The following is a 15528-nucleotide window of genomic DNA, read 5'->3' as shown; positions in this document are numbered from 1 at the left end:
CCTGGGTCCACCCAGCGCTCGCGGGCCGCACTCCGAACGAAGCTTCCAGGAACAAACGAGAGGTCGGAACTGACTCCCCAAGGTGGATAGGATGGGCGGAGATGTCGCGCGCACGTCTCGCGCCGCCCGTGCTCGACGAGGAGGCGCTGGTCCATCAGTTCCCGGAGATCGACCGGCTGGCGCTGGGGGCCTTCTACACCCCCGCGCCGCTGGTGGAGCGCACGCTGAGGCTCGCGCTCGCGCACCTGGAGGGTGAGCCGCTCACCGTGGTGGACCCGGCCTGTGGCGCGGGCGCCTTCCTCTCCGCCGCCGCCCGGATGAGGCCCGAGGCCCGCCTGTGTGGCCTCGAGCTGCTGCCCGAGGTGGCCCGCGTGTGCCAGGCCCGCGTGCCCGAGGCGGACGTGCACGTGGGCGATGCCCTGCGCGGAGGCCTGGAGCCCCTGCTCGAGCGCATCCCCTCCGGCCACCGCGAGCTGTGGGTGGGCAACCCGCCCTACAACGGCACCTCCGCCCTCTTGAAGGACCGTGCCGCCTGGTCCCGCCTGCGTGCGCTCATGCCGCTCGCCCTGCCGCCCGGGACGAGCCTGCGCGATGACTTCGCCTTCTTCCTCCTGCTCGCGGCCCATCGACTCTCCACGCGCCCCGGGGTGCTCGCCTTCATCACGCCCTCCAGCCTGCTCGATGCCTTCCTCTACGCCCCGCTGCGCCAGGCCCTGCTGGGCATGCTGAAGCTCCGCGCCGTGGTGGACCTGGGCCCCGGGGCCTTCACCGGAACCCAGGTGCGCACCTGCATCACCGTCTGGAGCTCGCTGCCCGGCCGGGCCCGGCCCCCCTCGTTCGAGCGGGACGGCAAGCGCTCCACCTTCACGCCCGAGGCTCCCGAGTGGCGCCTCGCTCCCACGCCCGAGGAGGCCGCGGCGCTCGACGCGCGCTGGCGGGCCCAGGGAGAGCCCCTCACCACGCTCGTCCCCGTGAGCTTCCCGGGCCTGAAGACGCGCTTCGATGAGCTGCTCGTGGATGAGGACCCTCGGCGACTCCTCGACCGCCTGCGCCACTTCGCCCGGACTCCTCCGCGCGGCCTTCCCGCCTTCGCGCGAGCCCATGGCATCCCCGAAGCGCTCCTGCCCAAGCTCCGAGCGCTGAAGGACGGCCCGCCCCTGCGCCTGGAGGCCTCCAACGTGCGGCCCTTCTTCCGCTACGCCGGTGCCCGCCACCGAGGCTCGCTCCCGCCCGAGGCCCGCGCCTTCTGCTACCTGGACCGGCGGCTCATCCCTCGCGGCGATCACCGCCTGCGCGGCCTGTACGATCCGCACCTGGGCGCCGTGAAGCTCCTCTTCAACGTGCGCGAGCTGCCGCTCTCGGCGGCCCTGCTGGAAGAGGAGGGCTGCGTCCACGACCACCGTCATGCCCGCTTCGCCCCGCTCCTCGTGCCTCGGAGGATCCGCGACGAGGGGCTCTCCGTCGCCCGCGCCGCGCGCTCCCTCGAGGAGCTGGGGCCGCTCGTGCCCAACCTCTCCCCGAGAGGGCTGGCCTGGGCGGAGCAGCTCGGCGGCCCGCTACAGGTCTTCCGCGAGCTCGTGCGCTTCCTCAACGGCTCCGAGGTGCAGCAGCACTGGGCCCCCGTGTTCGGCGCGTCCCGAGTCGTCCCCGTGCCGTTCCCGCTCCGCTGAGCGCTGAACGAGGCTCCTGTTGAGCCACGAGCAGAGCGAACTTCCTTGCGAGCGAGCGCGCCCATCCATGGTTAGTGTGCAGCGCGCTTCGCAACACCCAACTTCCGATCAGGAGGAACGCTCATGAAGTCCCATGCACTGCTGACCGCCGCAACCCTCGCCCTCGCCGCTCCCGCGCTTGCCCAGAAGACCACCCCCTCGGCCGTGCGCGAGAAGACCGTCGAAGCGGCGAAGAAGGACGAGAAGACGGCCGCTCCCCAGGAGACGAAGGCCGGCGACACGGCCAAGGCGAGCCTCAAGGACGCCAAGGGCCAGCCGGTGGGCGACGTGACGTTCGAGCAGACGCCCCACGGCGTCCTCATCAAGGGCACCCTCTCCAACATCCCCGCGGGCACGCACGCCATCCACATCCACGAGGCCGGCAAGTGCGACGCCCCCGAGTTCAAGACCGCCGGCGGCCACTTCAACCCGAGCAAGAAGACCCACGGCATGCTGTCCCCGGGCGGCAAGCACGAGGGCGACCTGCCCAACCTCAACGTGGCCCAGGACGGCAAGGTCCAGTTCGAGTTCTTCGCCAACGGTGGCCTCACCGTGGCGTCGATGATGGACACGGATGGCGCCTCGGTCGTCGTGCACGCCAAGGCGGACGACTACAAGACGGACCCGGCCGGTGACGCGGGCGGGCGCATCGCCTGCGGCGTCGTCTCCAAGTAACGGCAGCCCTCGGAGCTCATCGCCAGGAGAGGGAGCTCACTTCTCCTGGCGCTTCGAAACGCTCGGGGCTCCTCGCGGCTCAGACGTAGCCGAACCGGCGGCGCAGGAACCACTCGGCGCCCGCCAGCCCCACGAGCACCACCAGGTAGTACCAGCGGTCCCACAGGGGCTGATCCTTCGCCCGACCCACCTCCACCACCGGCGGATCCAGCAGCGGCACCTCCGGCAGCGTGCTCTCCTGTTGCAGCCGGTAGGCCTTGCCGCCCGTCACCTTGGCGATCTGCTCCAGGAGCGCTGGCCGCACCGAGGCGTCCGACAGCTCCGGCCCCACCGCGCGCACCGCCACCGCGTCCTCGCCCTGCCCCAGGTCCGTCTCGCCCTTCTTCGCCGTGCCCAGCAGCTTGTACGGCCCCGGCGCCGGAGGCGCGAACTCCAGCCGCACCATCCCGTCCGGCCCCGTCGTCCCCGTCTGCACCGCCACCGGCTTCTGCGTGGCCACCGAGAACAGCTCCACCCGCACCTGCGCGTCCTGCGCCGCCTGGTAGTCCGCCGTCCGCGCCGACACCACCACGCCCACCGGCTTGCCCGGCTCCACCGAGGGCGGATCCGCCGTCACCTTCAGCGTCGTCAGGTCCGGATCCCTCACCAGCCAGCGCAGCGCGTTGCCCCAGAAGCGGTCATATGTCCGGTTCGGCGAGCCGCCCTTGTGGGAGGTGAAGGCCCAGTACCAGCTGGCGTCCGTGGCCAGGGCCATCGCCCGGCCCCGCCCGTAGTCCCACACCGCCACCAGTGGCGCGTTCTTCCCGTCCACCAGGTGGAACGGGTGGTCCAGCAGCACCGTCGCCCCCGGCCGCGCCCGCGTGGAGTTGATGCCCGGGATGGCCGGCAGCTCCGCCCACGCCGCCTCCGTGCTCGACACGCCCGTGCCCAGCGCCGTCACCGGGTGGCGCACGCCGTCCGGCGTCAGGCGCGCCTTGAAGGGCTCCACGTTGGCCGGCCCCGCGGCCTCCACCGGCAGCGCCTCCATCAGCGTGGGCATCGTCGCCCGCCCCTCGCCCAGCACGCTGTCGCCGCCGATCATCACGATGGCGCCGCCGTTGTGGACGTAGCGCTCCAGGTTGCGCTCGTACTCGGTGATGGCCAGCGACGGGTCCGCGTACCCGAAGTTCTGGAAGATGACGACGTCGAAGGTGTCCAGCTTCGTGTCGAAGATCTCCTCCATGGGGAAGGGAATCAGCGACAGCTCGCGCTCCTGGCTCACCACGCCCGGATCGTCCGTCATCGTCCGCAGGATGTAGAAGGACACCATGTCCACGTTGGCGTCCTGGCGCAGCAGGCCGCGCAGGTAGCGCTCGTCCCACGAGGGCCGCCCCACCACCAGCAGCACGCGCACGCGGTCGCGGATCACCTTCAGCGTGAACGAGCGCGTGTTGTTGTCGCTCACCGCCTCGTCCGGGAAGGTGGGCACCGTGACGGTGTAGACGAAGCGCCCCGTCTGGTCCGGCGTGAACGTGAACGCCACCGGCTGCACGTCGTCCGAGGACTGGAGGCGCACCGTCTTGCTCGCCACCGTCTTGCCCTCCTGGCTGAGCACCACGGGGATGTCCTTGCCCGAGAAGCCCCGGCCGTGGATCTCCACCTCCACCGTGAGCGAGTTGCGCACGAAGGCGAAGTCGTCCACCTTGAGCCCTTCGATCGCCAGGTCCTTCAGCGTCTCCTGGCCCACCAGGAAGGTGGACACCGGCACGCCCAGGTCCGTCAGCGCCGAGCGCGCCTTGCCCACCGCGCCCGCCGCCAGCTCCGCGTTGTCCGCCCCGTCACTGAAGAGCAGCACGCCGGACAGCTTGCGCGCGCCCTGCGAGCCCGCGCCCACCGCTCGCAGCGCCGAGAGGATGTCCGTGGTGCCCGCCCGCGGCGGCTCGTTCCGCAGCGTGGCCGGAGTCACCGGCGCCAGCTCCGGGTCGAACCCGTACACCTCCACCGTGAAGCGGTCCTGCAGCGCCGCCAGGTTCGGGGCGATCTTGTCCAGGTAGGTGCCCACCTGCCCCGAGCGCGAGGGGCCCCCCGGCTCGGCCGGGAAGCCCATGGAGGCCGAGCGGTCCACCAGCACCGCCACCCGGTTCTTCATCCGCGCCACCTGCAGGTGACGGATGCCGGGCTCCAGCAGGAAGAACAGCGCGGCCACCCCCGCGCCCAGCCTCAGCACCCAGAGCAGCCCCTTGCGCAGGCGCGAGGGCTCGCGGCGCACGCCCCAGGCCGCCAGGGCGATGCCCAGCACGAGCCCCACCCCCAACAGGACCATCACCCACACGGGCAGGGGCGAGAGGCTGACCAGCTTCCAGTCGTTGAAGGGCTGTGAGTTCATCAATCGCGCTCGGCGGGGAGCCAGGCCCCGCGGTCAGCGCCGCTTGTTGAGGATGATGTCCAGGTGGACGGCGTCGTCCTTGTAATCCAGGCAGAGGGCATACATGCACAGATTGATGCCCATCCGGATGGCTAACTCACGCTGCGGCTCTCCGCCAGGAGAGACGTCGAACTCGTAATCTCCCGCCTCGGTGCGGCTCCAGGCGCCCGCAAGGTCGTTCTGCGAGTACATCACCGCGGCGCGCTTGCCCAGCATGCAGGCCTGCAGGTGCGGCTTGTTGAGCAGCCGGCCCGGCGCCGCGTCCAGCAGGAAGAACGTCTTGAAGACGACGTGGGTGGAGGGCACCGTCGACAGCGGGCTCTGCGGCAGCACCCGCGCCATCTCCCGGCGGAAGCTCGAGTCGAAGCCGTCCCCGTCGCTGCCGTCGTTGGCGTCCGCCAGCAGGAAGCCGCCGAACGTCAGGTAGCGCCGCAGGTTCTCCACCTCCGCGTCGCTGAGCGCCGGGAAGCTGCCCTCGCCCCCGAAGTAGAGGAACGGGTATTCGAAGATCTCCGAGCTGTCGAGCAGACAGGGCCGGGCCTCGGGCAGCACCTCCACCGAGGTGCGGCGCTGCAGCTCCCAGGCGATGCGGCGCAAGCCGTTGAGGCGCAGGTCCCACCTGCCGCCGTGCTTCACCACGGCGGGGATGAAACGGCTCTTCTCTCCAAAGGCGGAGGCCCGCCGCGACAACAGCGGCAACAGCGCGGCCGTGCCGAGCAGGAGGTTGCGACGGGTGACTCGCCGGGCGCTCATGGTGGGGGTTGTATATACCGTCGACGCGTCCTTGCATTCCCCGCTATAGAGGCCCCCCATGGCGAAAGGCGGACAAACGCCCAAAGATCCGGCCTCCCCGGAGATGCTCGCCGCCTGGAAGCGGATGGAGGCGGGGGATGTGGCGGGGGCCCGGCGCGAGGCCTCTCGCATCCTGGCCGCCGACCCCTCGCCGGACGACCGGGCGCAGGCCGAGGAGCTGCTGCGCCGCACCCGGACGCCCCCGGCGGTCTATGCTTTCGCCGCGCTGGCGCTCGTCATCCTCCTGCTCCTCGTCGCGCTGGCGCTCTCTCGCTATTAAGGTGATGCCGTGGAAGCTCTCGTCCAGGCGCTCAAGGCCTACCAGACATACAACCCCCAGGGCTGGGTGGGCATCTACCGCCTCCTGCCGATGTGGGCGGGAATCGTGTGCTGTGCGCTGGGGCTGCTGCTGCTGCTCTTCGGCGGCGGGCGCATGTTCCGGCTGGTGGCGGGCCCCGTCGGCGCCCTCATCGCCCTGACGTGGACCGGCGTCATCGCCGCGAAGCTGGGGCTGACCGAGCTGGACCCGCGCCTGCCCAACCTGGTGGCGGCGATCCTGGCCGTCGCGGGCTTCCTGCTGCCCCCCATCATCACCTTCCTGGGCGTGGGCATCCCCCTGGGGCTGCTCGCCGGGCAGATAGCCGGGCCGCAGGACTTCCTGCTGGGCTTCGTGCCCACGCTGCTCATCAGCGGGCTGGTGGCGGCCATCCTCCACCGGGTGGTGGGCGCCATCGTGTCCTCAGTGGTGGGGGCGTGGATCCTCGTCATCGGCGCCCTGGCGGCGCTCTACCAGTTCGTGGGCCTGGTGGCCACGGTGGCCAACCAGCCCTGGGGCGTCATCATCGCCGCGGGCCTGTTCGCGCTGGCCGGCAGCGTGTACCAGATTGCCGTGCGCCCCTCGCCCGAGGAGATGGACCGCATCCGGGCCGAGAAGGAGCGGCTGAAGCTGCGCAAGGCCGAGCAGAAGGCACTCGAGCGCCGTTGGGGCGTCAAGTAGTCCGGCGGACAGGCCTCCAGGCGCCGGTCGGCATGCTTTACCTGACTTGCCGCGGCGCGTAGAGTCCGGCGCCCTTCCCACCTCCGGGGAACACCGACACCGATGGGTCAAGCCAAGCGCAAGGAAAAGGCGAAGGCGAAGAGCCAGGAGCGCGCTCAGCGGAAGAGCGTGGAGGTGGCGCGGGAGAAGCCCGCTGAGGCGGCTCCCGCGCCCGAGAAGCCCGCGGAGGGCGCCAGCCCCGCCGCCCCGGCGCAGGGCACCGCGTCCGAGGCCTCCTTCACCCCCTGGGTCAAGCCCCAGGGGCTGTCCCCGCGAGGTTGGGCCGTGCTGGTGGCCGCCATCCTCGTGGTGCAGTTCCCGCTGATTCACCGGGCGCTGCTGCGCGGCGAGCCCGAGGTCACCACCCAGGTGCCCTACCGGCAGGACTTCTCGGATCCCGGCGTGGTGGCGCGGGACTTCCACAGCATCGGCGGCTTCTGGCGCGTGGTGAATGGCCAGTTGCTCGCCCCGCAGGTGAAGAACAACCCGCTGTGGCTCGAGGCGCGGCTGCCGGAGGACGTCGTCGTCGAGTTCGACGTGCGCTCGGAGTACCCCGAGGGCGACATCCGCGTGGAGGTTTTCGGCAACGGCGTGGACCCGGCCTCCGGGTACGTGCTGGTGCATGGCGGGTGGAACAACACGCTGTCGGTGCTCGCGCGGCAGGACCTCAACGCGCCCTCGCTTCGCTCGCTCCAGCAGAAGGCGCAGACGGCGGCCCAGCGCCTGGGGCTGCCGTCCGCGGACCTGGTGAACTCGGGGGTCTACTTCGCGAGCACCAAGGTGCGCGTGGAGTCCAACACCCTGCCGGTGCAGGCGGGCCGCACCTACCGCTACCGCATCGAGCGGCACGGCGGGCTGCTGCGCTGGAGCATCGACGGGCAGCTCTTCCTGGAGTTCAACGATCCGTTCCCGCTCACGGGCCCGGGGCATGATCGGCTGGGCCTGTCCGGCTTCGAGTCGCAGATCTACTTCGACAACCTGCGCGTGCTTCAGCAGGAGGGCTCGCTGCCGCCGGCCGAGTCGCTGCGGCCGCCCCCGGCCCCGCCGCCCGGCCCCTTCGCCGACAGCTTCGATCGCGACACGCTGGGCGATGACTGGAACGTCACCAACCCGTCGGCCGTGAAGCTGGAGAACGGCGCGCTGACGGTGCAGCTGCTGCACAACCGGCCGGTGTGGCTCAAGAAGCCCATCCCCACCAACGCCACCATCGAGTTCGACGCCTGGACGGACAACCCGCAGGGCGACATCAAGGTGGAGGCGTGGGGCGACGGCCGCTCCTTCTATGCGGGGGACTTGCGGCTGCAGTACACGGCGACCGGCTACGTCTTCATCTTCGGCGGCTGGCGCAACAGCCAGTCCGTCATCGCCCGGCAGACCGAGCACACGCCGGACCGGGCCGTCCGGGACGGCAAGGCCGTGGAGCCGGGCAAGCGCTACCACTTCACCATCACCCGCCGTGGCGCCACCATCGAGTGGAGCATCGACGGCCAGCCCTTCCTCTCCATGCGGGATGCATCCCCGCTCGAAGGCCCGCGCAACCAGTACTTCGGGTTCTCGGGATGGGAGACGAAGGTGCACTTCGACAATTTGAAGATCCAGCCGCTATAGGCCGCGGCTGATGGACTCGAGGAACAGACACGTGCGCAGAGTAGGAATCTTCGGTTGGGGTGTCGTTGCCCCTCGTTCCAAGGACATCGAAGTCTTCGAGCGCAACCTCGCGTCCGGGGAGAGTTGGCTGTCCCCCTTCAACGGTTTCGGGCCCGACAACTTCCTGGTGGGGATGCCGGACTTCACCTTCTCCGAGTACAAGCCGTGGGTGGACGCCCGCTTCCCGTCCAGCCGCTTCGCGCAGCTCGAGAAGAAGATGGGCCTGCCCGCGCAGTACGCCATCGCCGCGTTCATCCAGGCGCTGCGGCAGAACCCGGGGCTCGAGCAGGAGCTGCAGTCGCTGGGCATCCGCTCGCACGTGTACGTGGGCACCGGCCTGGGCGACCTGCCGACGATCCATGACATCACCCTGGACCTGTACCGGGCCCAGCGGCGGTGGAACCGGTTCTGGGCGGAGCCTTCGCGCAACTCGGCGCTGCGCCAGTGGATGGAGACGCGGGAGGCGCGGCCCGGGATGCCTCCGGCGCCGGAGACGGTGGAGGAGACGGAGCGTGATCAGGCCGAGGAGGCCTGGTGGCAGTACTGGACCGCTCAGTCTCCGGAGCTGCGGGAGTACCTGGCCGAGCTGAGGGAGATCGAGGCGCTGGGCGTGGAGGGGGACGTGGAGTCCGCCAAGCTCGCCGTCATCAAGGAGAAGCGCACCCGGAACGCGCGGCTGCAGAAGAAGTGGGGAGCGCCCGAGCCGCCGTGGAACTCGGTGTCCTCCAACGTGTTGTGGAACATCCACAACAGCCCGGCGTCGCAGATCTCCATGCTGGGCAAGCTCACCGGCATGACGTTCGCGCCGGTGGCGGCGTGCTCCTCGTTCGGCTACGGGCTGAAGCTGGCGATGGATGCCATCCAGCGCGGCGACGCCAAGGCCGTGGTGATGGGGATGACGGATCCGCCGCCGCACCCGCTGGTGGTGGGAGGCTTCTACAACGCCCGGGTCATCTCGGCGGACGGCACGGTGTCCAAGCCGCTCACGGCGCTGCGAGGCACGCACGTGGCGGGCGGCGCGGTGCTGTGGATCCTGGGGGACTTCGAGCACTTCACGGCCAAGGGCTTCAAGCCGCTGGGCATGGAGCCGCTGGCGGTGGGCGTGACGGCGGACGCGGACCACATCATCACTCCGTCCAAGGACGGCCCCACGGCGGCGATGCAGGCGGCGCTGAGCGCGGCGCACTGCGCGCCGAGCGAGGTGGGCAGCTGGGACTTGCACGCCACGGCCACGCCGGGAGACTTCCTGGAGGTGGAGACGCTGCGGGGGCTGCTGCCGGAGTCAGTGCTCGTCACGGCGCGCAAGGGCACCTTCGGCCACGGCATGTCTGCGGGCGGTGGGTGGGAGCTGACGGCGCAGTACCTGGGCTATGCCCGGGGCCGCCTCTTCCCGACGCCGCTGCAGACCGCGGAGCTGAACCGGGAGATCGGCAAGGTGCACGGCCGCTTCGTCTACGACCAGGAGGTGCCACCGCCTCCGGGCGTGGCGGGCAAGCTCTCCATGGGCGTGGGCGGCATCAACGCCTGTGTCATCTCGCGCCCCTGGCGCTAAGCCGAGAGCCGAGCACAGCCAGGACCTGGAGAGCACCGTGAGAAGCCGACGATGCTCAGGGCTATTGAGGGGCCATGCGCTTCTACTGGCTTCGCCGTGTCGAGCGTCCACACTACTCGGGTGGCTACGATGACGAGCACAAGTGGGGCCTGCCCGGCATTCAGTGCCCCACGTGTCATGCCATCTGGTCGGACGGCTCGGATGCCTATCCCTCCGTGGACCTGTCCGGCTTCCCGGAGCGGGAGAAGTACTCGGCCCGTCTGGAGAAGGACTACGCGGAGTTCGAGCGCCTGCGAGAGCGGGTACGCCCGCTCGTGCCGCCAGGAGTCCAGCTCGGTCCGGGGACCAAGCTGGGTCCTCTGGTAGGCGCAGCCAGGGGAGAGTTCGGCCCGTTGTGCCTGCACAATCCCTGGACCCTGCTGATGCGGCCCGAGCCACTGGAACGACTGGCCTCCGAAGGCGTCCGGGGCTTGAAGGGGTACCGCACCGAGCTCCGTTTTCGTCAGAAGAAGCCGCCCGAGTTGCTGGAGCTCGAGCTGCTGCCGACAGGCCACGTGCACCCGGACTGCCTGCCCGCGGACCGTCCTGCCCCCTGTACCCGGTGTGGCCGGCGTGGCTGGACGCTGCCGGAAGCTCCCATCCTGGACGCCTCCACCCTTCCGGACCCGCCAGACCTGTTCCGGATGGGAGACTTCATGACGATGCTCATCGGCACCGAGCGCTTCGTGGAAGCCGTGCGGAAGCTGGGCTACGAGCAGGACATCCTCTTCCGCGAGCTGCCGCTCCGATGAGCTCCCTCCCTCACTTCGGGAACTTCGCGGCGGCCTCCTTCTCCAGGGCGGCCGCGGCCTCGGGCTCGATGGCCCGGAACAGCTCCCACTCCATCTGCAGATCCCTATCGGCGTGCCGCCAGACCTCCGTCTGGATGCGGTAGCCCCGGTGGGAGGAGTCGACCATGGCGCCCTGTGGGCTCGTGATGGGCCCCACCCTCCGCCCCTCGGAGTCCACCACCACCTGCCGCGCGGACAGCTCGTGGTGCAGCACCCGCAAGCGCGCCCCCCCGCCCTTCTCCTCCGTGCCCTGGATCAGGAACCGCCTGTACGAGCGCCCCAGCTGCGACGCTCCCCCGTCCATCGCCTTCCAGTCCGTCTCCAGCAGGTAGCCCTGCGAGGTGTCCTCGTCCCAGTAGTACCCCTGGTCATCCAGCACGGCCTTCACCCGCGGCCAGATCTCCGCCAGCGGCTTCGAGTAGACGTGCTCCGCGGCCCTGTCCCTCAGGTAGTTCTCCCGCTGACGGCCCGCGCAGCCCATCAGCCCGCAGAGCACCAGGACACCCCACACCGGCAACCGTGCACGACGCGTCATCAGTCCCTCTCACGTCAGGTGCTCCCAGGAGCACCGGAAGCACTCACTTCGGGTACCGGGCCTGGGCCTCCCGCTCCAGCGCGGCGGCGGCCTCCGGATCGATCGCCTGGAGGAACTCCCACTCCAGCTCGAGGTCCCGGAACGCCCGCTTCTGCACGGGCGTCATGCCCGTGGTGTTGCTGTTGGCCACGTCGTTCAAGGCACTCGCCGCGGCCCGCGCGCTGGAGACCGGCCCCGTCCTCCCCGCGTAGTTGACCGCCGTGGCCTGCGAGGAGGCATCGTTGCGCATCACCCGCAGCAGCGAACCGCCGTTCCTCGTCCGCATTCCCTGGATCAGGAAGCGCGTGTACGAGTTCCCCAGCGTGCCGCCCCCGTTCTCCTTCCACTCCGTCTCCAGGATGAAGCGGTTGGGCACCTCCCGCCAGAAGTACCCCTTCGACTCCAGGATGGCCTCCACCCGCGGCCACATCTGCCCCAGCGACTGGGTGTAGACGTGCTCCGCCGCCCTGTCCCTCACGTAGTTGTCCCGCTGTGTGGCCGCGCAGCCCGTCAGCCAGGAGACCAGCGCGGCAACCCACCACATCCCTCGCGCAAGACGCATCATGACGGCCCTCCACCGAGGCGTGAACGCCCGGTGTCGGGAGCATAGGCCCCGGCCCTCGCGCCGCGCATCCGGGCGGGCCCGGGTGTCAACCCTTCGGCACCGCCACCAGGTCGAAGTCCGGAATCTGTTCGCGCATGTACTCGCGCATCCGGTTGATGAGCGCCGCCTCGATCTGCCGGGCCCGCTCGCGGCTCACCCCGTACTTGTCGCCGATGTCCTGCAGCGTCAGCGGCTCGTCGGCGATGAGCCGGTTCTCGAAGATGAAGCGCTCCTTGCCCTCCAGCGAGCTGGCGAACTCGGCCAGCTTCTCGCGGAACAGCTCCTTGAGTTCCTCGTTGCCCAGGCGCTCCTCCGCCCCCGCCGCCGTCGAGGGCAGGTAGCGCTCCGCCCGCGTGTTCTTCGGGTCGTCCCCCAGCGGCGCGTCGATGGACAGCTCGTCGTGCCCCAGCCGCTGGTCCATCTCCACCACGTCCTGCTCGGTGACGTTGAGCCGCTCGGCCAGCAGCTTCGGGTTGGGCTCGAAGCCCTGGGCCACCAACTTGTCCTGCTCCTGGCGCAGCTTGAAGAAGAGCTTCCGCTGGGCCTCCGTCGTCCCCAGCTTCACCATCTTCCAGTTGTCCATGATGTAACGGAGGATGTAGGCCCGGATCCACCACGCCGCGTACGAGCTCAGCTTCACTCCACGATCCGGATCGTACTTCTTCACCGCCTGCATCAGCCCGATGTTCCCCTCCTGGATGAGGTCCAGCAGGGAGAGCGGGTTGCGGTGGTACTCGTGCGCCAGCTTCACCACCAGCCGCAGGTTGGAGGCCACCAGCCGGTAGGCCGCCTGGACATCCCCCGTCGCCTGGTACTTCTTGGCCAGGGTGTGCTCCTCCTCCCGGGACAGCAGGGGGTGGCGCGTCACCTCGGCCATGTAGGCCTGGAGGGGATCCTTCCGGGTGAGCCCGGACTCCCCGGCCGGGACCAGGGCGGCCGTCGGGACGGCCGGAGCCTCGTCTATCTCGGCGTCCACCTCCGCCAGCTCCTCGGGCTCGGGCTCGAGGGCCTCCGGGTCGGCGGACGCCTCGGCCTCCGCCTCGGCCTCTGGGGCCTCTCCCTGGGGGGGAGGGGCCGCCGGACGCTTCGTGCGGGGCCGGGAGGCCGGGTTTTTGGTTCTCTTCCTCCCATTCGCCATGGGGACTCCATACAGCAAAGTACGGCTATTGTTGCCAGAGGGTAATGCAGGGGCTATGCCCCTGCCTGATGAGCGACATTCCTCAAGACCCGTCCCCCTCTCCGAGCGCCCCCGAGGCCGAGGCGCCGAGCCGTCCCGCTGAGTACGTCGCGGACATCCGCTTCGAGGACATGAACCTCTCGGAGCCTATCCGACGAGCCATCGCCGAGCGCGGCTATACCAACCCCACTCCCGTCCAGGCCAAGGCCTTCCAGCCGGCCATGGAAGGCAGAGACTTGATCGTCCGCAGCAAGACGGGCACCGGCAAGACGGCCGCCTTCGGCCTGCCCCTGCTGGAGAAGATCTCCCCCGAGGACAAGCGCGTGCGCGCCCTCATCCTCTGCCCCACGCGCGAATTGGCGCTCCAGGTGGCCGAGGAGCTGCGCGCCCTGGGCAAGCACAAGGGCATCAAGGTGGCGGCCATCTACGGCGGCGCCTCCATGAAGCAGCAGGAGGACGCGCTCGAGGAGGGCACGCCCATCATCGTCGGCACGCCGGGCCGCGTGTTCGACCACATCAACCGCGGCAACCTCAAGCTCGAGGGGTGCGATCACGCCGTCCTGGACGAGGCCGACGAGATGCTCAACCAGGGCTTCTACGAGGAGGTGACGCGCATCCTCGACCGCCTCCCGAAGAACCGGCAGGTGCTGCTGTTCAGCGCCACGGTGCCCACGGACATCCAGAACCTGATTGCCCGCTACACGACGAACGCGGAGACGCTGCTCTTGTCCGGCGACGTCTTCACGGTGGAGCACATCCACCACATCCGCTACGACGTGTCGGACGCCTTCCCCAAGCCGCGCAACCTCATCTACGTGCTGGAGAAGGAGGAGCCGCAGAACGCCATCATCTTCTGCAACACGAGGGATGACACGGCGCTGGTGACGGCGGTGCTCAACCGCAACGGCTTCGACGCGGAGCTGCTCAACGGGGACCTGCCGCAGAAGGAGCGCGAGCGGGTGATGGCCAAGGTGAAGCGCGGCGAGGTGGCCTTCATGGTGGCCACGGACATCGCGGCGCGCGGCATCGACATCTCCGGGCTGGAGTACGTCATCAACTACTCGCTGCCCGAGGATCCGGCGGTGTACCTGCACCGCGTGGGCCGCACCGGCCGCATCGGCAACAAGGGCACGGCCATCAACCTCTTCTCCGGCCGCGAGCTGGCCACCTACACCGTGCTGGAGAAGAAGTACGGCATCAAGTTCGAGAAGCGCGAGATGCCCGCCCCCGAGGAGGCGATGCACCTGTGGACCGAGCGCCACCTGAGGGAGATCCGCGATGGGGCCTCGGGCACCGTCTTCGAGGGCTTCCTGCCGCTGGCCACCCAGCTCAAGCAGCGCTCCGACTCGGATGACCTGATCGCCTTCCTGCTCAAGTACTTCTTCAGCCACCTGCGCATGGAGAAGGTCCAGGCGGCCCAGGAGTCCGAGAAGCAGCCGGCGCCGGAGCGCAAGTTCGAGGGCAGGTCCGAGGGCCGCTCCGAGGGCCGACGCGAGGGCCGGGAAGGCCGCGAGGGGCGCGAGGGCCGCAAGGAGCGCGGCGAGCGCCGGGACAAGGACCGGGATCGCGAGCGCGACCGGGACCGTCCGCCTCGCGCCGAGCATGGCGAGCGTCAGCCTCGGCCGCCGCGTCGGGACGAGCCCCGGCGTGGCCCCCCGCCCATGGAGGCGGGCCCCGGCGAGGCCAAGCTGTGGGTGAACCTGGGCACCGCGGACGGGCTCGGGCCCGGCAGCGTCGCCACGGCGATGGAGGATGCTGGCGCGCCGGTGGGCAAGGTGCTGCGCGCGGAGCTGCGCCCCACCTTCGGCTACGTCTTCGTGGCCGAGGAGGACGTGGCGGCCTTCGAGGCGCTCAACGGCAAGCAGCACGGCACCAAGACGCTGCGGGTGGAGAAGAGCAAGCCTCGCAGCGAGCGCACCGAGGACAGGCCTCGTCCCGCCCCGTCGCCCGATGCCGGCCCCGGCGAGGTGAAGCTCTGGGTGAACCTGGGCATGGATGACGGCCTGGACGACGCGAAGTTCATCGCCGCGCTGGAGGCCGCCGGGGCTCCCACCGGCAAGGTGCTCAAGGCCCTGCTGCGCCCCACCTACGGCTACGCCTACGTGGCCGAGGCGGACGCGCCCGCCTTCGAGGCCGCCAACGGCAAGCCGCATGGCGAGAAGGCCCTGAAGATCGAGCGCCACCGTCCCCGTGGGGCCCGCGAGGACCGCCGCCGCGAGCGCCGCGAGGAGGTTCCCGAGGTGCCAGGGCAGACCCGCCTGTGGGTGGGCCTGGGCAAGCAGGAGGGGCTCGACGAGGCGGGCGTCACCGCAGCGCTCGAGGGGCTCGGCGCCCCGGCCGGCAAGGTGGCCCGGATCGATCTGCGACCCACCTACGCCTACGTCTTCGTCGCCGACGAGGACGTCGCCGCCTTCGAGGCCCTCAACGGCAAGCAGCACGGCGAGAAGGCCCTGAAGATCGAGCGCGCCAAGAAGCGGTAGCGCGCGGAGCCCAGGGCGGCAGCATGGCCACGGAGCCGGGGCAGCTGG

At 70.1% G+C, this 15528-nt stretch carries 13 protein-coding genes; 8 read left to right on the top strand and 5 right to left on the bottom strand.

All coding sequences use genetic code 11. From position 1 onward, the window contains the following. Positions 1-101 precede the first annotated feature (101 nt). Positions 102-1670, top strand: a complete 1569-nt coding sequence (locus KY572_RS35215; RefSeq protein ID WP_224248070.1) for an HsdM family class I SAM-dependent methyltransferase — start codon at positions 102-104, stop codon at positions 1668-1670. A gap of 123 nt (positions 1671-1793) precedes the next feature. Next, complete coding sequence (locus tag KY572_RS35210) at positions 1794-2384, top strand: superoxide dismutase family protein (RefSeq protein ID WP_224248069.1); 591 nt, start codon at positions 1794-1796, stop codon at positions 2382-2384. A 79-nt stretch (positions 2385-2463) separates the two neighbouring features. Here KY572_RS35210 and KY572_RS35205 read toward each other — a convergent pair whose 3' ends face one another. Beyond that, the gene (locus KY572_RS35205) at positions 2464-4749 is read right to left on the bottom strand and encodes a glutamine amidotransferase (protein ID WP_224248068.1); all 2286 of its coding nucleotides are present in this window, start codon (positions 4747-4749) and stop codon (positions 2464-2466) included. 33 nt (positions 4750-4782) lie between these two features. Further along, on the bottom strand, positions 4783-5541 hold the full coding sequence (locus KY572_RS35200; RefSeq protein ID WP_224248067.1) for a DUF4159 domain-containing protein: 759 nt from the start codon (positions 5539-5541) through the stop codon (positions 4783-4785). Between the two features lie 58 nt (positions 5542-5599). On the opposite strand from KY572_RS35200, the gene KY572_RS35195 reads away from it, so the two are divergent. From KY572_RS35195 to sitI6, 5 genes are all read left to right on the top strand, one after another. Next, on the top strand, positions 5600-5860 hold the full coding sequence (locus tag KY572_RS35195; protein WP_224248066.1) for a molecular chaperone DnaJ: 261 nt from the start codon (positions 5600-5602) through the stop codon (positions 5858-5860). A 9-nt stretch (positions 5861-5869) separates the two neighbouring features. Beyond that, entirely contained in the window at positions 5870-6577 is a 708-nt protein-coding gene (locus KY572_RS35190) for a hypothetical protein (RefSeq protein WP_224248065.1), read from the top strand. A gap of 102 nt (positions 6578-6679) precedes the next feature. Then, positions 6680-8224, top strand: coding sequence for a DUF6250 domain-containing protein (locus KY572_RS35185; RefSeq protein WP_224248064.1), 1545 nt, complete (start codon positions 6680-6682; stop codon positions 8222-8224). A 31-nt stretch (positions 8225-8255) separates the two neighbouring features. After that, on the top strand, positions 8256-9815 hold the full coding sequence (locus tag KY572_RS35180; protein WP_224248063.1) for a beta-ketoacyl synthase N-terminal-like domain-containing protein: 1560 nt from the start codon (positions 8256-8258) through the stop codon (positions 9813-9815). A gap of 74 nt (positions 9816-9889) precedes the next feature. Next, a complete protein-coding gene (gene sitI6 / locus KY572_RS35175; protein WP_224248062.1) occupies positions 9890-10606 on the top strand; it encodes a SitI6 family double-CXXCG motif immunity protein in 717 nt (238 codons plus the stop codon). A gap of 10 nt (positions 10607-10616) precedes the next feature. Here sitI6 and KY572_RS35170 read toward each other — a convergent pair whose 3' ends face one another. The 3 genes from KY572_RS35170 to KY572_RS35160 form a co-directional block, all read right to left on the bottom strand. Then, on the bottom strand, positions 10617-11180 hold the full coding sequence (locus tag KY572_RS35170) for a hypothetical protein (RefSeq protein WP_224248061.1): 564 nt from the start codon (positions 11178-11180) through the stop codon (positions 10617-10619). Between the two features lie 43 nt (positions 11181-11223). Beyond that, positions 11224-11784 carry a hypothetical protein gene (locus KY572_RS35165; RefSeq protein WP_224248060.1) on the bottom strand — a complete coding sequence of 187 codons (561 nt, stop codon included), beginning with the start codon at positions 11782-11784 and terminating at the stop codon, positions 11224-11226. 85 nt (positions 11785-11869) lie between these two features. Continuing rightward, positions 11870-12961 (bottom strand): sigma-70 family RNA polymerase sigma factor, encoded by a 1092-nt coding sequence (locus tag KY572_RS35160; RefSeq protein ID WP_224248059.1) that lies wholly within the window; start codon positions 12959-12961, stop codon positions 11870-11872. A gap of 68 nt (positions 12962-13029) precedes the next feature. On the opposite strand from KY572_RS35160, the gene KY572_RS35155 reads away from it, so the two are divergent. After that, entirely contained in the window at positions 13030-15480 is a 2451-nt protein-coding gene (locus KY572_RS35155; RefSeq protein ID WP_224248058.1) for a DEAD/DEAH box helicase, read from the top strand. Positions 15481-15528: the final 48 nt, after the last annotated feature.

This window comes from Hyalangium gracile, assembly GCF_020103725.1.
GTDB classification, from domain to species: Bacteria; Myxococcota; Myxococcia; order Myxococcales; family Myxococcaceae; genus Hyalangium; species Hyalangium gracile.
Note: the sequence above shows the minus strand (reverse complement) of the source record. Positions and strands in the feature narration are given on the sequence as shown.